At 60.3% G+C, this 18,207-nt stretch carries 21 protein-coding genes; 6 read left to right on the top strand and 15 right to left on the bottom strand.

What is annotated here, in order from left to right:
* Positions 1-54: 54 nt before the first annotated feature.
* The 7 genes from ppa to exaC form a co-directional block, all read right to left on the bottom strand.
* Positions 55-582 carry an inorganic diphosphatase gene (ppa, locus tag ALO80_RS12515; RefSeq protein ID WP_054984741.1) on the bottom strand — a complete coding sequence of 176 codons (528 nt, stop codon included), beginning with the start codon at positions 580-582 and terminating at the stop codon, positions 55-57.
* Positions 583-692: 110 nt separating this feature from the next.
* Complete coding sequence (locus tag ALO80_RS12510) at positions 693-1,502, bottom strand: M90 family metallopeptidase (protein WP_055009236.1); 810 nt, start codon at positions 1,500-1,502, stop codon at positions 693-695.
* A gap of 3 nt (positions 1,503-1,505) precedes the next feature.
* On the bottom strand, positions 1,506-2,153 hold the full coding sequence (locus ALO80_RS12505; protein WP_055006998.1) for a DedA family protein: 648 nt from the start codon (positions 2,151-2,153) through the stop codon (positions 1,506-1,508).
* Positions 2,154-2,344: 191 nt separating this feature from the next.
* Entirely contained in the window at positions 2,345-2,803 is a 459-nt protein-coding gene (locus tag ALO80_RS12500) for a GNAT family N-acetyltransferase (protein ID WP_054984744.1), read from the bottom strand.
* Between the two features lie 83 nt (positions 2,804-2,886).
* Complete coding sequence (gene eutC / locus ALO80_RS12495; protein ID WP_162491675.1) at positions 2,887-3,735, bottom strand: ethanolamine ammonia-lyase subunit EutC; 849 nt, start codon at positions 3,733-3,735, stop codon at positions 2,887-2,889.
* 11 nt (positions 3,736-3,746) lie between these two features.
* On the bottom strand, positions 3,747-5,141 hold the full coding sequence (locus ALO80_RS12490) for an ethanolamine ammonia-lyase subunit EutB (RefSeq protein WP_055009234.1): 1,395 nt from the start codon (positions 5,139-5,141) through the stop codon (positions 3,747-3,749).
* 925 nt (positions 5,142-6,066) lie between these two features.
* Positions 6,067-7,587: an acetaldehyde dehydrogenase ExaC gene (gene exaC, locus ALO80_RS12480; protein WP_054986867.1), complete on the bottom strand. Its 1,521-nt coding sequence runs from the start codon at positions 7,585-7,587 to the stop codon at positions 6,067-6,069.
* A gap of 225 nt (positions 7,588-7,812) precedes the next feature.
* Between exaC and mpl the strand changes: the two genes are divergently transcribed.
* The 3 genes from mpl to ALO80_RS12465 are packed head-to-tail and all read left to right on the top strand — an operon-like array spanning position 7,813 to position 10,065.
* On the top strand, positions 7,813-9,162 hold the full coding sequence (mpl, locus tag ALO80_RS12475) for a UDP-N-acetylmuramate:L-alanyl-gamma-D-glutamyl-meso-diaminopimelate ligase (RefSeq protein WP_054986868.1): 1,350 nt from the start codon (positions 7,813-7,815) through the stop codon (positions 9,160-9,162).
* On the top strand, positions 9,159-9,788 hold the full coding sequence (ubiX, locus tag ALO80_RS12470) for a flavin prenyltransferase UbiX (protein WP_054986869.1): 630 nt from the start codon (positions 9,159-9,161) through the stop codon (positions 9,786-9,788). Before mpl ends, ubiX begins: the two co-directional genes overlap by 4 nt.
* A complete protein-coding gene (locus ALO80_RS12465; RefSeq protein WP_055009237.1) occupies positions 9,781-10,065 on the top strand; it encodes a YceK/YidQ family lipoprotein in 285 nt (94 codons plus the stop codon). The genes ubiX and ALO80_RS12465 overlap by 8 nt, the downstream gene beginning before the upstream one ends.
* Before the next feature lie 180 nt (positions 10,066-10,245).
* On the opposite strand, the gene ALO80_RS12460 is transcribed toward ALO80_RS12465, so the two are convergent.
* From ALO80_RS12460 to ALO80_RS12450, 3 genes are all read right to left on the bottom strand, one after another.
* A complete protein-coding gene (locus ALO80_RS12460; RefSeq protein ID WP_054986870.1) occupies positions 10,246-10,887 on the bottom strand; it encodes an oxidoreductase in 642 nt (213 codons plus the stop codon).
* Positions 10,888-10,912: 25 nt separating this feature from the next.
* Positions 10,913-12,640 (bottom strand): C13 family peptidase, encoded by a 1,728-nt coding sequence (locus ALO80_RS12455; RefSeq protein ID WP_055009233.1) that lies wholly within the window; start codon positions 12,638-12,640, stop codon positions 10,913-10,915.
* A 140-nt stretch (positions 12,641-12,780) separates the two neighbouring features.
* The gene (locus ALO80_RS12450) at positions 12,781-13,236 is read right to left on the bottom strand and encodes a MaoC family dehydratase (RefSeq protein ID WP_054986872.1); all 456 of its coding nucleotides are present in this window, start codon (positions 13,234-13,236) and stop codon (positions 12,781-12,783) included.
* Positions 13,237-13,441: 205 nt separating this feature from the next.
* Between ALO80_RS12450 and ALO80_RS12445 the strand changes: the two genes are divergently transcribed.
* The 3 genes from ALO80_RS12445 to ALO80_RS12435 are packed head-to-tail and all read left to right on the top strand — an operon-like array spanning position 13,442 to position 15,121.
* Positions 13,442-13,804: a CidA/LrgA family protein gene (locus ALO80_RS12445; protein ID WP_054986873.1), complete on the top strand. Its 363-nt coding sequence runs from the start codon at positions 13,442-13,444 to the stop codon at positions 13,802-13,804.
* A 2-nt stretch (positions 13,805-13,806) separates the two neighbouring features.
* Positions 13,807-14,517 carry an LrgB family protein gene (locus ALO80_RS12440; RefSeq protein WP_162491480.1) on the top strand — a complete coding sequence of 237 codons (711 nt, stop codon included), beginning with the start codon at positions 13,807-13,809 and terminating at the stop codon, positions 14,515-14,517.
* A gap of 13 nt (positions 14,518-14,530) precedes the next feature.
* On the top strand, positions 14,531-15,121 hold the full coding sequence (locus tag ALO80_RS12435; protein ID WP_054986875.1) for an LON peptidase substrate-binding domain-containing protein: 591 nt from the start codon (positions 14,531-14,533) through the stop codon (positions 15,119-15,121).
* Between the two features lie 148 nt (positions 15,122-15,269).
* Here ALO80_RS12435 and ALO80_RS12430 read toward each other — a convergent pair whose 3' ends face one another.
* From ALO80_RS12430 to ALO80_RS12410, 5 genes are all read right to left on the bottom strand, one after another.
* Positions 15,270-15,836: a DUF4136 domain-containing protein gene (locus tag ALO80_RS12430; RefSeq protein ID WP_055009232.1), complete on the bottom strand. Its 567-nt coding sequence runs from the start codon at positions 15,834-15,836 to the stop codon at positions 15,270-15,272.
* 15 nt (positions 15,837-15,851) lie between these two features.
* Positions 15,852-16,490: a DUF4136 domain-containing protein gene (locus tag ALO80_RS12425; RefSeq protein WP_054986887.1), complete on the bottom strand. Its 639-nt coding sequence runs from the start codon at positions 16,488-16,490 to the stop codon at positions 15,852-15,854.
* 20 nt (positions 16,491-16,510) lie between these two features.
* The gene (locus ALO80_RS12420; RefSeq protein ID WP_055009231.1) at positions 16,511-17,260 is read right to left on the bottom strand and encodes a methyltransferase domain-containing protein; all 750 of its coding nucleotides are present in this window, start codon (positions 17,258-17,260) and stop codon (positions 16,511-16,513) included.
* Entirely contained in the window at positions 17,257-17,562 is a 306-nt protein-coding gene (locus ALO80_RS12415) for a MazG-like family protein (RefSeq protein WP_054986878.1), read from the bottom strand. The genes ALO80_RS12420 and ALO80_RS12415 overlap by 4 nt, the downstream gene beginning before the upstream one ends.
* A gap of 119 nt (positions 17,563-17,681) precedes the next feature.
* Positions 17,682-18,207, bottom strand: a 526-nt coding sequence (locus tag ALO80_RS12410; RefSeq protein WP_268873625.1) for a MaoC family dehydratase, incomplete at its 5' end; no start/stop codon positions are given.

Below are 18,207 nucleotides of genomic sequence, written 5' to 3'. Positions count from 1 at the left end.
GATCCGCCGTTTCAGGGCACAAGCGTGGCGTGCCCTGAAACGGCGGATCGATGATCAGCCTTTGAACGCTGCAACCGATTTGGTGATCTCGGCGCGGGCAGCTTCAGCATTGCCCCAGCCTTCGATTTTCACCCATTTGCCTTTTTCGAGATCCTTGTAGTTCTCGAAGAAGTGCTTGATCTGCTCAAGCAGCAGGGCTGGCAGGTCGGTGTACTCTTTCACGTCGACATACAGCTGGGACAGCTTGTCGTGTGGTACTGCGATAACCTTGGCATCGCCGCCGCCGTCGTCAGTCATGTGCAGGATGCCGACCGGACGGGCACGAATGACCGAACCCGGGGACACCGGGTAAGGGGTCACCACCAGCACGTCCAGCGGGTCGCCGTCGTCAGCCAGCGTGTTAGGGATGAAACCGTAGTTGGCCGGGTAGAACATCGGGGTGGCCATGAAACGGTCAACGAACAGGCAATCGGTTTCTTTGTCGATTTCGTACTTGATCGGCGCATGGTTGGCCGGGATTTCGATCGCGACGTAGATGTCGTTCGGAAGGTCTTTGCCTGCCGGAATCTTGCTGTAGCTCATTGGGCATTGCCCCCATAGTTGACCAGACAGATTTTGGCGCGAACCGCCAAAAAGTGGTCCGGATTATAGGCATATTCTGTTTTGGTTGCCACGCATGGCCTTGGGCGCTGTCAGTTGTCCCGGTAAGCCGTGTCTTGCTGGCGCAGCAGGTTCAGTCGCGCCAGGGTGTCCTGACGGTAGAACGCCTTCAGTTGTGCGTAGACTGCCGGGTAACTGCTGTGCAGCAGATCGGGCGCGCTGAAGAAGTATTCACTGGTCACTGCGAAAAATTCGGCGGGGTCTTCTGCGGCATACGGGTCGATAGCGGTTTGCGCCTCTGGGTTCTGGTCCAGTTGCCGGTTGAGGTCGTCAAACGCGCGTTGCATGACGCTGGCCCATTCAGTCACCTGCATGTCGCTGTGCAGGGGTGGTAGCCCATTGGCATCGCCGTTGAGCATGTCGAGCTTGTGCGCCAGTTCGTGGATCACCAGATTGTAGCCGTCCCACTCGCCGCTGCTCAGCACACCCGGCCAGGCCAGAATTACCGGGCCTTGCAGCCACGCTTCGCCACTGTGCTCGCCTTCCCATTCATGCTCCACGCCGCTCGCATCGCGATGGCGTTGCGGGCTGACAAAGTCGTCGGGGTACAGCACGATCTCGTGAAAGCCCTGATACCAGTTCAGTTCGCCGAGGGCCAACAGTGGCAGTTGCGCCTGGGCGGCGAGGAACAGCCGCTGCTCGTCATCCAGGTCAACGCCCGGCAGTGCACTGAGGTGTTTGTCATTGAGGAACAGCACGCAGGCGTCGCGCAGGTGCGCGTGCTGCCCGCTGCTCAGGCCATCAAGGATCGGCAGACGTTCACGCACTTTCCGCCATAGTTCATCGGCAACCGGATGCCTGGCCAGCGTACGCTGCCTGCGCCAGTTGCTGAATGACCACATGGTTCAGCGTGCGTCTACCGGGGGCGCGCTGCGGCTGCGCACCACCCCGATAATCATTGGCACCAGCGACAGCAGGATGATTGCCAGCACCAGCAAGGTCAGGTTCTGCTTGATGAACGGCACGTTGCCGAAGAAGAAGCCCAGAGTCACCAGACTGCCGACCCACAGCACCGAGCCCAGTACGCTAAAGCCTGCGAAGCGCGGATAGGACATTCTGCCGACGCCGGCCACGAAGGGCGCAAACGTGCGGATGATCGGCAGAAAGCGCGCCAGGGTGACGGTCTTGCCACCGTGGCGCTCATAGAAATCCTGGGTTCGCAGGAGATAGTCGCGGCGGAAGATGCGCGATTTGGGGTTGCTGAACAGCTTTTCGCCTGCAGTGCGGCCGATCACATAGTTGGTGCTGTCGCCCAGAATCGCCGCCAGCATCAGCAGCCCGGCGAGCAGTACCGGGTCCATGCCGCCCCCGGCAGCCACGGCTCCGGCGATGAACAACAGCGAGTCGCCCGGCAGGAAGGGCATGATCACCAACCCGGTCTCGCAGAAAATCACCAGAAACAGAATCGCGTAAACCCATGTGCCGTAGTTAGTCACCAGCAGGTCAAGGTAGACGTCGAGATGCAGAATAAGGTCAAGCGGGTTGAATTCCATTAAGGCACCTGAGGCGAGAACCCTGTCCGGGGTCGCATGCGGAAGAAACGACTGTGCGGTATGCGCGGCATTATAGAAGCAGAATGCGCAGAAGGGGCTTCGGAATAAGCACCAGGCGTTGAGTGTGCGACGACGGGAGCACTGTTTTGTGCGCAGACGCGGCTTCGCTGCCGCGTTCTGGCGAGCGGGGGTCAGTTCTGGCTGATGGGCAGCACGTAGTTTTTGAACTGCGTGTCTTCCTTGAATCCGATGGATTCATAGACCTTTTGCGCAACTTCGTTATTGCTGCTGGTAGAAACGCGCAGTCGGACCGCATGCGTTTCCTTGGCCATCTTTTTCGCCTGTTTCATCAAGTGATCGGCGACCAGTTGGCGGCGAGCGTCCTCGGCAACATAGATGTCGTTGAGAATCCATACCCGCTTGAGCGACAGCGATGAGTAGCTGGGATAAAGCTGGCAAAATCCCAGCAACCGGTTCTCGTCATCTTTGGCCAGCGCCAGATAAATCACGGACTCGTCGCGCCGCAGGCGCTTTTCGAGAAAGTCTCGCGATGAGTCCGGGAACGGCGACTCGCCGTAGAATTCGCGGTACTTGATGAACAACGGGCAGAGCAGGTCCAGGTGTTCGAGAGTTGCTTTGATGATCCGCATGGTTGGCCTCAACTTCCCTATGGGCTGATGCAGTGCGCCGGGACGGTGACGTGATCCTGCCCGGCGGCTTTAGAAAGCACAATCTAATGTGGAGCAGCCGGGCCGTCGAGCAGGAAATTGCCGCTCTGCCTGCCCGATTGATCAGCAGAGTCCTCTGATTCCAGGGTCTGCAGTTCGGCTTCATCCTTCAGGCTGACCCCTGAAATCTGCCGTCTGCAGGCCTCGCGCATCAGGTACAGCAAGCGATGGGCCGCCATGCCGTAGCTCAAGCCTTCCAGACGCACATTGGAAATACAGTTGCGATGCGCATCGTTCAGACCGACTTTGGGCGCGTAGGTGAAGTACAGCCCCAGACTGTCCGGTGAGCTCAAACCGGGGCGCTCGCCGATCAGGATGACCACCATCTTCGCGCCGAGCAGTTCGCCGACTTCGTCAGCCACGGCGACGCGGCCTTGCTCGACCATGACTACCGGCGACAGGGACCAGCCTTCGGCGCTGGCCTGCTCTTCCAGACGAATCAGGAAAGGCACGGCATGTCGATGCACCGCCAGGGCTGAAAGGCCGTCGGCGATCACGACCGCCAGATCGAGACCGCCCGGATGGGCCGTCGCGTACTCGCGCAACGTCTGCACGGACTCTTCATTCAGGCGACGGCCCAGGTCCGGACGTTGCAGATAGCTGTCCCGGTCGGCGGCAGCACTGTGCAGCAACAAGGTTTCACGGCCCTTTTCGTTCAGTTGCGCACGGATCGCGGCATGGTCGAAGGCCAGATGCACGGCATCGCGCGCCTGGGCGTGTGCTGCCTGGAAGTCGAGCTGCGCGGAGGTCGGCAGGCTGGTGCCGGTTCGACCCAGCGCAATGCGCGCCGGGGTCAGTCGGCGTAGTTCCAGCCACGGATTGGCTGGCGCAACGTTGTCGTGGATTTCGTTCATGGGCTGATCACTCATGCGAGGTGCGCCAGTGCCTGACGGAAGGCGGGCGGCAGGCTGTCACCGAAGCGGACGCGGCCGTCGGCCTGGGTGAAGATGCCCATTTTCTCCAGCCAGGCCTCGTATTCCGGCGCAGGGCGCAAGCCCAGGCTTTGTCGGGCGTACAGCGCGTCGTGGAACGAGGTGGTCTGGTAATTGAGCATGATGTCGTCCGAGCCAGGGATGCCCATGATGAAATTGATCCCCGCGACCCCCAGCAGCGTCAGCAGGGTGTCCATGTCGTCCTGATCGGCTTCAGCGTGGTTGGTGTAGCAGATGTCACAGCCCATCGGCACGCCCAGCAGCTTGCCGCAGAAGTGGTCCTCCAGACCGGCGCGGATGATCTGCTTGCCGTTGTACAGGTACTCGGGACCGATGAAACCGACCACGGTGTTGACCAGAAACGGATTGAAATGTCGGGCGACGGCGTACGCACGGGTTTCGCAGGTCTGCTGGTCGACGCCGTGATGCGCGTTGGCCGACAGCGCGCTGCCTTGTCCGGTCTCGAAATACATCAGGTTTTGCCCGAGGGTGCCGCGATTCAGGCTCAGGCCCGCTTCGTAGCCTTCCTGGAGCAGTTTGAGGCTGATACCGAAGCTTGCATTGGCGGCTTCCGTGCCGGTAATCGACTGGAACACCAGGTCCACCGGTACGCCACGGTTTATCACCTCGATGGACGTGGTGACGTGGGTCAGCACGCAGGATTGGGTCGGGATTTCATAGCGCTGGACAATCGCGTCGAGCATTTCCAGCAAGGCGACGATGGACGAGGTGCTGTCGGTCGCCGGGTTGATGCCGATCATTGCATCGCCATTGCCGTACAGCAGACCGTCAAGCACGCTGGCTGCAATGCCTGACGGGTCGTCGGTGGGGTGGTTGGGTTGCAGGCGTGTCGATAGCCGACCGCGCAGGCCCATGGTGTTGCGAAAGCGCGTCACGACACGGATCTTCTGCGCGACCAGCACCAGATCCTGCACGCGCATGATTTTTGAGACGGCGGCGGCCATTTCCGGCGTCAGCCCCGGGGCCAGTGCGCGCAAGCTGGATTCATCGGCCTGCTCGCTGAGCAGCCAATCCCGAAAGCCGCCGACCGTCAGATGACTGACCGGGGCGAATGCCGGTTTGTCGTGGGTATCGATGATCAGCCGGGTGACTTCATCCTGTTCATAAGGGATCAGCGCTTCTTCAAGGAAATGCTTGAGCGGGATATTCGCCAGCGCCATCTGCGCCGCGGCACGCTCACCATCGTTTTGCGCCGCAACCTCGGCCAGATAATCACCGGAACGCGCGGGGCTGGCCTTGGCCATGACTTCTTTGAGGCTGTCGAAGCGGTACGTCTGCGCACCGACAGATTGGGAAAAGCTCGCCATACAGATTCTCCATGACGTCGCGCTGCTTGCGTCGGACGTAGTCTTTCGGTCGAACCGGTGACGTCCCGGTTCAAACGACTGTGGGAAGCGATGCAAGCAATTAATACTCCATCCCGACCGGGAGTGCGAGTTTGCAGGACAGGCAGAAGGTTCTGGGGGAGGGATGCATTACGTCAGGGCAGTGAACCAAGGCACGATGCACGGAGTTGGTGCGCGATGCTTTTGAGATGACTACCGTGCCAAATCTTCGCTGCGCCGCACATTTGAGATCGGACGCAGAGCGTCCAGAAAGGCATTCCCACGCGGAGCATGGGAACGATAAATATCTTGAGACGGCTATCGTGCCAATGCTCCGCGTTGGTACGCAGTTCGTGACGCTCTGCGTCACAAATCTGCGTTGCACCGCGTATTCAGTATCGGACGCGGAGCGTCCAGAAAGGCATTCCCACGCGGAGCCTGGGAAAGATAAAGATCTTGAGACGGCTATCGTGCCAATGCTCCGCATTGGCATGCAGTTCGTAACGCTCTGCGTCACAAATCTACGCCGCGCTGCACATTCAGGATCGGACGCGGAGCGTCCAGAAAGGCGTTCCCACGCGGAGCATGGGAACGATAGAGATCTTGAGACGGCTATCGTGCCAATGCTCCGCGTTGGCATGCAGTTCGTGACGCTCTGCGTCACAAATCTGCGTTGTACCGCGTATTCAGTATCGGACGCGGAGCGTCCAGAAAGGCATTCCCACGCGGAGTATGGGAACGATAAAGACCTTGAGACGGCTATCGTGCCAATGCTCCGCGTTGGCATGCAGTTCGTGACGCTCTGCGTCACAAATCTACGCCGCACTGCGCATTCAGGATCGGACGCAGGGGGTCGAGAAATGCGTCCCCACGCATAACGTGGGGACGATCATTGCGGTACCGTTGCCTAGAAAAACCCCAGCGGGTTGGTGTCGTAGCTCACCAGCAGGTTTTTGGTCTGTTGGTAATGCTCCAGGGCGATTTTGTGGGTTTCGCGGCCGACGCCGGATTTTTTGTAACCACCGAATGCAGCATGCGCCGGGTACAGGTGGTAGCAGTTGGTCCAGACGCGTCCGGCCTTGATCGCCCGGCCCACGCGGTAGGCGCGGTTGATGTCGCGGGTCCACAGACCTGCGCCCAGGCCGAACTCGGTGTCGTTGGCGATGGCGACGGCTTCTGCCTCGTCCTTGAAGGTCGTGACGCTGACCACCGGGCCGAAGATTTCTTCTTGAAACACGCGCATCTTGTTGTTGCCTTTGAGCAGCGTAGGCTGGATGTAATAGCCGGTGGAAAGGCTACCCTCCAGTTTCTCCACCTTGCCACCGGTCAACAGTTCGGCACCTTCGCCCTTGGCGATGTCGAGGTACGAAAGAATCTTGTCGAATTGTTGCTCGGATGCCTGAGCGCCGACCATGGTGTCGGTGTCCAGCGGGTCACCACGCTTGATCTTTTCGACCTTGCGCATCACCGCTTCCATGAATTGAGGATAGATGGACTCCTGAACCAGCGCGCGGGATGGGCAGGTGCAGACTTCGCCCTGATTGAAGAATGCCAGCACCAGACCTTCGGCGGCTTTGTCGATGAATTCCGGTTCGGCGCTCATGATGTCTTCGAAGAAGATATTCGGCGACTTGCCGCCCAACTCGACGGTGGACGGGATGATATTGTCCGCCGCCAGCTTCATGATATGCGAGCCGACCGGCGTCGAGCCGGTGAAGGCGATTTTGGCAATGCGCTTGCTGCTGGCCAGCGCTTCGCCGGCTTCGCGGCCGTAACCCTGTACGATGTTCAGTACGCCAGCGGGCAGCAGGTCGCCGATCAGCTCGATCAGGACGCTGATCCCCAGCGGCGTCTGTTCGGCGGGCTTGAGCACGATGCAGTTGCCGGCAGCCAGTGCCGGTGCGAGTTTCCAGGCCGCCATCAGAATCGGGAAATTCCACGGAATGATCTGCCCGACCACGCCCAGCGGCTCATGAATGTGGTAAGCCACGGTGTTGCCGTCGATCTCGGCGGCGCTGCCTTCCTGCGCGCGCAGCACGCCAGCGAAGTAGCGGAAGTGATCGGCGGCCAGCGGAATGTCGGCGTTGAGGGTTTCGCGAATCGCCTTGCCGTTGTCCCAGGTTTCGGTAATGGCCAGGACTTCAAGATTGGCTTCGATACGATCGGCAATCTTCAGCAGGACCAGCGAGCGAGCCTGCACCGAGGTCGAGCCCCAGGCTGCGGCGGCTGCGTGCGCGGCATCCAGGGCCTTGTCGATGTCTTCGGCAGTGGAACGGGGAAATTCGGCGATAGCCTTGCCAGTGACAGGCGAGGTGTTGGTGAAATACTGACCTTTGACCGGCGCGACGAACTCGCCGCCGATATAGTTACCGTAGCGTTCCTTGAAATTGACGATAGCGCCTTCGGTACCGGGATGAGCGTAACGCATGATATGTCTCCTGGTTCTTGTTGTGAGGGAGTCTGTGTCGATTCTGCTTTCGGGTATCTGGCAATAAGCGTTCAAGAATAGGCCATTTGCAATCGGCCGTGGTTAGGACTTTAGGCTTATCTGCCGGGCATTGAAATGGCCCGCGCACGCAATGTGCCGGACAAACTCAGGGTGCCATTTCAGCCTCCCTACGTTAACCTGCGCAGATGTTCTGAGAGGTTGGTCATGCATATTCATATCCTTGGTATCTGCGGCACGTTCATGGGGTCTCTGGCGGTGCTCGCCAAAGAGTTGGGGCACCGGGTCACCGGTTCCGACGCCAATGTCTATCCGCCGATGAGCACCCAACTGCAAGCCCAGGGCATCGAGCTGACCCAGGGTTACGACTCTGCGCAACTGGACCCGGCACCTGATCTGGTCGTGGTCGGCAATGCGCTCTCGCGTGGCAACCCGGCGGTTGAATATGTCCTGAATAAAGGTTTGCCGTATGTGTCCGGGCCGCAATGGCTGGCCGACCATGTGCTGCAAGGTCGCTGGGTACTGGCCGTGGCCGGTACGCATGGCAAGACCACCACCAGCAGCATGCTGGCCTGGGTACTTGAGCATGCGGGGATGAGCCCCGGCTTTCTGATCGGCGGCATTCCGCAGAACTTCGCCGTGTCGGCGCGCCTGGGGGATACGCCGTTCTTTGTGGTCGAGGCCGATGAATACGACAGCGCCTTCTTCGACAAACGTTCCAAGTTCGTCCATTACCGCCCGCGAACTGCGATCCTCAACAACCTCGAATTCGATCACGCTGACATCTTCCCGGATCTGCCCGCCATCGAGCGCCAGTTTCATCATCTGGTGCGTACCATTCCCAGTGAAGGTCTGGTGATTCATCCGACTACCGAGCCAGCGTTGTCGCGGGTTATCGAGATGGGGTGCTGGACGCCGGTACAGACCACGGGGCAGAACGGTCAATGGCAGGCGCGACTGTCGAGCGAAGACGGCTCGCGTTTCGAGGTGCTGTTCGAGGGGCAGCTTCAGGGCACCGTCGACTGGGACATGACCGGTCAGCACAACGTGGCCAACGCGCTGGCGACGCTGGCGGCTGCGCGCCATGTGGGCGTCTTGCCGTCGCTGGGTGTGCAGGCACTTAGCGCCTTCAAGAGCGTCAAGCGGCGCATGGAAAAGGTCGCCGAGGTACGCGGCATCACTATTTATGATGACTTCGCCCATCACCCGACGGCCATTGCCACCACACTGGATGGCCTGCGCAAGAAGGTCGGCGATGCACCGATCATCGCTGTTATCGAACCGCGCTCCAACTCCATGAAGCTCGGCGCGCACCGCGACGGCCTGCCGGACAGCGTGAATCAGGCGGATCAGGTGGTCTGGTATGCCCCGCCCAGTCTCGGGTGGGACTTGAGCGCTACGGTCGCTGGAGGCAAGGTGCCTGCGGTGGTGTGTGATTCGCTTGAAGCAATCATCGCCAGGGTTCACAGCCAGGCGCAGCCCGGCACGCACATTGTCATCATGAGTAACGGCGGCTTTGGCGGTCTGCATGGCAAACTGGCCGAGGCGCTGCGATGAGCGGCCCGGAGCGCGTTACGGTGGCGATGACCGGCGCTTCAGGCGCGCAATACGGCCTGCGTTTGCTGGATTGCCTGGTGCGTGAAGACCGGGAAGTGCACTTCCTGATCTCCAAAGCGGCGCAGTTGGTGATGGCGACCGAAACCGATGTACGTCTGCCGCCCAAGCCAATGATGATGCAGGCGTTTCTGACCGAGTACACCGGTGCGTCTGCCGGGCAGATTCGGGTCTATGGTCGCGACGACTGGATGTCGCCGGTGGCCTCAGGCTCCGGGTCGCCCAGTGCAATGGTGGTGGTGCCATGCTCTACCGGTTCGCTGTCGGCGATTGCCACCGGGGCCTGCAACAATTTGATCGAGCGCGCCGCCGACGTTACGTTGAAAGAGCGTCGCCAGTTGATTCTGGTGCCACGCGAAGCACCCTTTTCCAGCATTCACCTGGAGAACATGCTCAAGCTGTCGAACATGGGCGCGGTTATCCTGCCTGCCTCACCGGGTTTTTATCATCAGCCGCAGACCATAGACGACCTGGTGGATTTTGTCGTTGCGCGCATTCTCAATCTGCTGAATATCCCTCAAGACATGCTGCCGCGCTGGGGCGAGCACCATGTTGGCGGCGATGAATAAGCTGCTGTCGATCTCGCTTGTGCTGGCGCTGACTGGCTGTGCCACTGCGCGCACGCTGGATGCGGCCAAGCCCGGTGCGCCAGTGGTGTATGCCGGCACCCGGCTGAACCTGTATGCGCTGCAGGGCGGTTGCTGTGCGGCTGACCGGTTCGGTGCAGAAGCGCCGAGCTACCCGGGCCTGGACCTGCCGGGCAGTGCGCTGCTCGACACCCTGCTGCTGCCACTTTCATTGCTGACGGCGGCCGGGGTGGGCGTTCGGGCGACAGGCGGGCTTTAGAGGGACACCAGAGCGACTACCAGCGCTACCAGTCGATGGTGATCGTTATACACAAGCCCGCTCCCACGCCCTGCGGGCAGAAGCTTGAAATCCCCGTCCACCGGACTTTTCAGGGCTTGTGTATAGCGACGAGCGCGGAGCGTGGGGACCATCATCATAGTCTGGCCCGGCGGTCATCACCTATTTGCCCAGCTTGCGCAGTTCATCCGACTCGACAATACGTTCGCCGTTCTGCTCTTCCAGCGCCAGGCGCCACATGGCGCGGGCCAGCTGGCAGGCCTCAATGGCGCCATATTTGCCGGGGATCAGTTTGGCGATGGGGGCTGCCAGTTGCTCGACCCAGCGGGTTTCGGGGCGGCTGCCCACCAGTAGCGAAGGGCGGGCGACGGTCAATTGCGGCCAGCCTTGCGCACGCAACGCCTGCTCCATCTCGCCTTTGACGCGGTTGTAGAAGGTACTGGACTTGGGGTCTGCGCCAATCGCACTGATCACCAGCAGATGGCGTGCGCCCAGCTCACGGGCACGTTTGGCGAACGCAACCACCAGCTCCAGATCAACCGCCTTGAAGGCCTCTTGCGATCCTGCCTGCTTGATGGTGGTGCCCAGGCAGCAGAACGCGATGTCTACACGGCCCGCCAGCGTCGGCAGCAGGGTGTTCAGTTCGCCGACCGGGTTCTCAAGGTGAGGATGTTCTGCCAGCGGCTTGCGCGTTGGGGCCAGCACACGGCTGACTGTCGGCTCGTTGAGCAGGCGGTCAAGCAAATGCTCGCCGGTCAGGCCGGTAGCGCCTGCGAGCAGGATGTGTTGCGGCGTCAGGTACATATCGTTCTCCTTGATACTGCTAAGCCTAGCGGCTAGTCGAGGTCTTCGCTTCCGTGCGGTTCAACGCCGTATTCAAAGCGCGTTCAGCCTGGCTTTTGCGCAACTGTTGCCAGCGCGCCAGAACTCCTTTCGGTGCCCATATCTGCGGTTCGGAGGCGTCGAAACTGTCTTCACTCTCACGTTGAGCAACATAGGCCTTTGCTTCATCGAAAGCATGTTGCAGGTCATCGGTTTCGACCAATGCCCTGGCGAATAGTGCATCGCCGAAATAAGTGAAATCGGCCTCTTCCGAGCACCCGAACGACACACGGTCGGCGCGCGAGGCGGTCATGATCAGCGTGCGCTCATCTTTCAGACCGGGAATGAAACCACCGGAATAGCAGGCTGAAATCACCACGATCTTGTCACGGTTCTTCAGCGGCGCAAGGGCTGCAGCCAGGGCGTCAGCAGGCAGGTCTGCCAGCGACAGGCGTGGCTGGTCAAGCACCAGTTCATGGTCCTGAGTACCGTGGCTGGTCAGGTAAATGAATATCAGGTCTTCAGGCCCGGTACGTTGGGCGAGTGTCTGGACCGCGCGGGTAATGGTCTCGCGCGTCGCCATTGGCCGGTCATCCATGTGGTCGCGATGATTGACCAGACTGACCTGCCCGACAGCACCAAAGCGCGATTTCAGCAGGTTGCTGACGTAGTCTGCCTCGCGCATGAACACGCTTTGCTTGCCATCGCCGCCCACGACCAGCGTGTACAGCTCGGTGGCGGGTGTCGACGCAGGCACTGCGGCCAGCGCTTTTTCCAGAAGGGTGCCTTGCACCAGCAGCCCGGCTTCAAGTGCATCCGGCAGCAACTTGCCTTTTGCGTCACGCACCCGTTGACCGTTGGCCCAGATGCCACGCTGCTCCTTGCCATCCGGGGAGATCAGTACACCGTCGCCCTCATAGGTGTCATCGGCAAACTGACCGACATAGCGGCTGCCATCGGGCAGTTGCAACTGACCCTGGCCCATGAAGCGCCAGTTGTCGAAGTCGCCCTGGTAACGGCTGCCGTCAGCACCGATCAATTCGCCTTTGCCGGTCAGGGCACCGTCCTTGAATTCACCGCTCCAGACGTCGCCGTCGCTGTTTTCATAGCGACCTTTGCCGTTCAACTGGCTGTTGCGGAAATAGCCCACATATTGGTCGCCGTCAGCACTGGTAAAGCTGCCGGTGCCCTGCAATTGACCGTCGACAAAGTTACCGCTGTATTGATTGCCGCTGGCGTCACTGCGTGAGCCTTCGCCGTTGGCCTTGCCATTGGCGAACATGCCTTGGTGCTGGCTGCCGTCTTCCAGTTCCAGTCGGCCGGGACCGTCGTACAGGCCTGCCTTGAACTGACCACGATAAAGCACGCCCTTGTCTTTCTGGGTGCCTTCGCCGTCGCGCAGCCCGAGTTTGAAGTTGCCGACATAACTCGCGCCATTGCGGGTAGTCAGCCGGCCCTGGCCGTTAAACAGGCCTTGCTCGAAACCACCCTTATAGACGTCGCCATTGCTGGCGTGCCACTCACCCTGGCCTTGGCGCAGGCCGTTTTCGAACTGGCCTGCGTACCAACTGCCGTTGGGGTAGTCGATCCGCCCCTGGCCCTGTAATACGCCGTTGACCAGATCGCCGCGATAGCGTCCGCCGTCGGGCAGGCGGCCGTCGGGTGGCAAAATCGATTCGCCATCGCCGCAGCCTGCGATCAAGAGTGTCAAAGCCAATGGAGCGAGCGCGCGCATGTGAGATCCCGAAAGAATGATTCAGTGGCGAGCCCGGCTCTGCTGGGGCAGATGTTATGGGTCACGACCGCAGGGGAGTATGCCGCAGCGAGTAAGCGGGATGAAACAGTCTGTTACGACTGTTTCATGTTTTAAACGTATTACACGAAACACAAGGTCAAGGGTTCGGCGACAAAAGCGGGTTTTTCCTGACCTTCGATCTCCAGCGTGGCGTTGGCCTTGAGCAACCATTGGCCCGGTTTTTTCTCGGTCACTTCAGTCAGTTGGACCTTCAGACGTACGCGAGAGTTGACCGGCACCGGTTGCACAAAGCGCACGCTGTCCATTCCGTAGTTGACCGCCATCTTCAAGCCTTCGGGCAATACCATGATGCCCTCCATGAGCTTGGGAATCAGCGACAACGACAGGAATCCATGTGCAATAGTCGCACCGAACGGGGTCTGTGCGGCTTTGACCGGGTCGACATGAATGAACTGGAAATCCCCTGTGGCTTCGGCGAACAGGTTGATGCGCTCCTGATCGATGGTCAGCCAGTCCGAACATCCTGCGTCCTTGCCGATGTAATGCTTGAGCTCTGTGACGGGTACGGAAGGCATGCCGCTCTCCTTGTCTGATGGGGTTGTGTATCGCACTGCCGTTGCCCGCGTCGGCCAATGCCTGCGGACGAACCACAAGATCAGCAGAGGGTTGCCGGTTGGTCAAGCAACGGCCTCAATGCGAATACCCTGTCATGACCTCTGGCGTGGCGTGTTTATAATGACGCCGATAATTCGCCGGATTCGTTTACAGGCTGGAGTCCTCATGTTGTTACGGGGTTTGACATGGCTGGTGCTGTTCCAATTGCTGGGGACTGCGCTCAACCATCTGTTTCTGTCGATATTGCCGGGGCCGATCATCGGGCTTGTGCTGTTGATGGCTTATCTGATGCTGCGCGGTGAAGTGAGCGAGCCGATCAGCATGGCCGCCAGCAGCCTGCTGCGCTATCTGCCGCTGTTGCTGGTGCCGCCTGCCGTTGGCGTGATGGTTTATGCGTCGGCCATCGCCGAGGACTTCTGGGCGATATTCGGCACCTTGACGCTGTCGCTGATGATTTCCGTGACCTTCGTCGGCTGGCTGATGCAGGCCCTCATCAGGCGTCAGGCCCGCCGCCAGGAGGCACCATGAACATGGACTGGCACGGTGCATGGATGTCGGTCATTCACCATCCGCTTTTTGGCATCGCGATCACTCTGGGGGCGTATCAGTTGGCGATGGCTGCTTACGAGCGGACGCGCTGGCTGTTTCTGCAGCCGGTGCTGGTTTCGATGGTGGTGGTGATCGGGGTTGTGCTGTTCTGTGACCTTGAGTACACCGAGTACCGCAAAAGCACTGAAATTCTGAGCACGCTGCTGGGGCCTGCGACTGTTGCGCTGGCTGTCCCGCTTTACCTGAATATGCGGCGAATCCGGCAGTTGTTGTGGCCGGTCTTGACTACGCTGGTAGTCGGCGGGGTGTTTGCTACCGGGTTGTGCGTGGGGTTCGGGGTGCTGTTTGGTGCCGACCATATGATTCTGATGACCATGGCGCCGAAGTCCGTGACTTCGCCCATCGCCATGCTGGTCGCCGAGCAGATCGGTGGCGTTGCAGCCCTGGCGGCGGTTTTTGTATTGATTACTGGCGTATTCGGTGCCATTTTCGGCCCCGGCCTGTTGTCGCTGGCCGGCGTTGATAATCCTGCTGCCCGCGGCATGGCGCTGGGACTTACCGCCCATGCGGTAGGGACATCCGTGGCATTGCAGGAGGGGGAGGAATCGGGGGCTTTTGCTGCGTTGGCAATGAGTCTGATGGGCGTTGCGACGGCACTGTTCCTGCCGTTGGCGATGTCGCTGGCCATTTAAAGGAAGCTTTTCCATGACGTTGCCACTGTTTCCATTGAACGCTGTGCTGTTTCCAGGGTGTGTACTTGATCTGCAGTTGTTTGAAGCCCGCTACCTGGACATGATCGGCCGCTGCATGAAGCAGGGGGAAGGCTTTGGCGTGGTGTGCATCACCGAAGGTAGTGAAGTGGGCGCAGTGCCGGGCGGTTACTCACTGATCGGCTGCGAAGCACTGGTCACGGATTTCCAGCAGCAGGAAAACGGCTTGCTGGGTATTCGCGTTGTCGGGGGGCGTCGCTTCCGCGTGGTCGCCGCTGAAGTGCAACGCGATCAACTGCTGGTGGCCGAGGTAGAGTGGCTGGAAGAGCCGCTGGAGCGCCCGCTGCAGGAAGAGGACGCCGACCTCGTCGCCCTGCTGGAGGCGCTGGCCGAACATCCGATGGTGGCGTCCCTGAACATGGGAGTGGCTGCCGGTGGACAATATTCACTGTCCAACCAGCTAGCCTATCTGCTGCCGTTCACCGAGAAGGACAAAGTCGAACTGCTGGAAATCGACGACCCTGAAGAACGACTTGATGCGATTCAGGAATTGCTCGATGAAATGCAGGGCGATCTGCAGGCTTGAGTCCGGGCTTTTGCTTCCATATCCATGTGCGTCGACGTAATGCATTTCCGGACGCCCCCGTCCGTATGCGCTGCTACCAGGGGCGGCTGGGCGCTGAAGTGTTGGCGCGGGGGCAAGTAGCTATGTCTGGCAGTCGCGTCAAATCCCGTCAGCGCGGTGGGTACTGTTCCAGAATTTTCGCCACAGTTGTTCGAATGGCCTGCTCTCGTTCGGTCGGGTTGCCGGCGTTGTCGTTGAGGATGCGCTCGGTGCTGCCACGCCAGACCAGCTTGCCGTCCTTGCCATCGAACATATCGATCTGCAGGGTACCGACCTTGTAGTCCACGCTACGGGTTTCGGTGCTCATCGGCCCGTTCCAGTAGCCATAACCGCCCCAGGGGTTCCAGCCGCCACCATAGTTGGTGCTGACGGTCTGCTGGCGGTTTTCGACAATCAGCCAGGCTTGAACCTTCACATCCGGCCGGGCACCGGCAGCGGCCATGCGCAGGCCGCGCTGGTCGAGCTGTTCGCTGATCGATTGGCGAATGCGTTGCTCGGTCAGATCGCTTTTGAGCCGAGGGTCATTGTCCGGCTGATACTGAACGGCGGGTTCTTTCCAGCTCCAGTTACGATAGCCGCCGAAATCGCGTTGGGCATCGAAGTCGCGATTGATCGAATTGCTCTGACAGGCAGCCAGCAGCAAGGAACAGGACAGCAGAACAATACGGCGGAACATGGCAGTTCTCCGAAGTCACGAAGGGGGGTAGGCCGTCAGGGCCTGTTGCACGGCCTGACGTAATGCGGTGCTGCGGTCTGCCAGATTATTGCTGGCGCGTGCGTCTGCGCTGGCGCTCCATACCGGTTGGCCGGTGCGCGCGTCGATCAGGTTGATCTGCACCACCATCACGTTTTCCCGGTACGTGCGCACCACCGGCACGCTGGCGTATCCGCCGTAACCGGGCCGGTAACCATCGTAGCGGCCGTATCCCATGCCGCCGCCGTAGTACGGATCGTAATCCTCACGTACCTGACGCAGCCGGGTTTCCTGGCGGGTCGTGGCACTGACGTAGAGGTCTGCCGGTTGATTGCCGCGAGCAGGTCGCAAGCCACGCTGATCAAGACCATTGCTGACCGCTTCGACCACCTGTGCCGAGTCCACCCACGCCGTACCGGGCGGCAACTGGCCGTTGAGCCAGCCCCAGGACCGATACCGGCCATAGTCACGCGGCGGCGCGGGGTAGGCGCTCATGTCCAGTGTCTTTGCCGCTTGCGGTGGGGCGGGCGGCATGGGCAGCGAGCTGGCCACATACGGATTATCGCTCTGGCAGGCGCTAATCCCCAGCAGACCTGTCCCCAGAAGCATGGCAAACCAGGCAGCACGGTATTTCATGGTGGTATCCGCAGTGAATGTCAGACCGGACGGCATATCCAGTGCAGGTATCGACCCAGCCCGGCAAAAGCGGGATGGCGCCGATGCGCCAGTTCCATTTCCAGTAGATCGGTCAGCCCGGCCCGAGCCTGGAACTCGACCGGCATGTAATCGTGGAACACTCGCACGCCGCTACGGGTTTCGACTTGCCAGAGGCCTTCAAGTTGCGTCGCCAGCGCCCGAGGGTCGAGTGGTTGCTGTGGCGTCAGGCTCTGTTTTTCCCCGGCCATGTCATTTTTGCGCATCTTGCGGAAATGACCCTTCAACAAGTTGCGATAGATCAGCGCATCACGGTTGTAAAACGCCAGTGACAACCATCCGTCAGCTTTGGTCAACCGGCGCAGCACCGGAAGAATCGCGTACGGTTCGGCCAGCCACTCCAGCACGGCGTGGCACAGCACCAGATCATAAGTGTCGCTCAGTAATTCAGGCAGCGCCTGCCAAGGGGCCTGAATGAAGGTTGCCGTCTGTCCGGCAGCGGCAAAGCGCTGACGTGCACCTTCGAGCATCGGCTCGGCGGGCTCGGCCAGTGTTACCTGGTGCCCTTGTTCGGCCAGCCACAGCGACATGTGCCCCAGCCCGGCACCGATATCCAGTACGCGAAGCGGTCGCAAGGGCAGGGTTTCGGTCAGGTCGGCCTGCAGCACTGCCAGGCGAATGGCACCCTTGGCACCCCCATAGATTTTTTCTGCAAAGCGAGTCGCCAACTGGTCGAAATGACGATCACTCACTTGGCAAATCTCCGCTCGCTGTCTGCCAGCTTGTCGCGCACGACGGTTTCCATGTCCAGCCCCAGCTCGCTGCACAGCAGTAACAAATACAGAACGATATCGCCGACTTCCTGACCTGCGTGCTTCAGCTGGTCGGCAGGCAGTTCGCGGGACTGGTCTTCGCGCAGCCACTGGAATATCTCCACCAGCTCGGCCATTTCCACGCTGGCAGCCATGGCCAGATTTTTCGGGCTGTGAAATGGCTTCCAGTCATTCTGGTCGCGAATGCGGTGCAGGCGTTGGGTCAACTCGTCGAGGTTCATCGTGCTCTCCTGAAGACGCATAGCTTCAGGGGAATCAGGGCACCAGGCAAGTGGGCAGTGAGGTTTGTTCAGCCGTTGAAGGGAGCAGCGCTCCCGTCACAGGTCTTTATGGGAGAGCGTTATTCGGCTGCTGGCTGCCAACTGCCGACCATATGCACGATGCCCTCCCGACCTTCGACACGGAACTGACCGTGAGAACCGGCAGCGCTGGCGGACAGTGTCACGTCGGCAGGCAGGCGCACCGGCTTCTGGAATTGCACGCTGATCTCGACATTCGAGGCCGGCAAATGCTCGCCCAGCGCCGCAAGCACACGGGCCTTGAGCCACATTCCATGGGCGATGGCGCGCGGGAAACCGAACAGCCTGGCGGTGGGCGCACTAAGGTGAATCGGGTTGTAGTCACCTGATACCTTGGCGTACTCGCGCCCGGTCTGTGCGGAGGCCCTCCAGCTGTCCAGTTCGCTGACGGGCAGCGGTACAGGCTCGGGATGTATGACAGGCGCATCTTCCAGGTGTACGGCGGTGCAGAGCATGGTGCTTTCTTCTTCCCAAAGAAGCCCCATGCCGTCCTCGGCCTGAGTGACCAGCGTGAAGGTCGCGCCTTTGGCATGTGGACGCAAGTCGGTGGCCTGAACGCTGATATAC

The sequence above is a fragment of the Pseudomonas caricapapayae genome (assembly GCF_001400735.1).
In the GTDB taxonomy this organism is placed as follows: domain Bacteria; phylum Pseudomonadota; class Gammaproteobacteria; order Pseudomonadales; family Pseudomonadaceae; genus Aquipseudomonas; species Aquipseudomonas caricapapayae.
The sequence above is the reverse complement of the archived record's forward strand: the minus strand, read 5'-3'. Positions and strand labels throughout refer to the sequence as shown.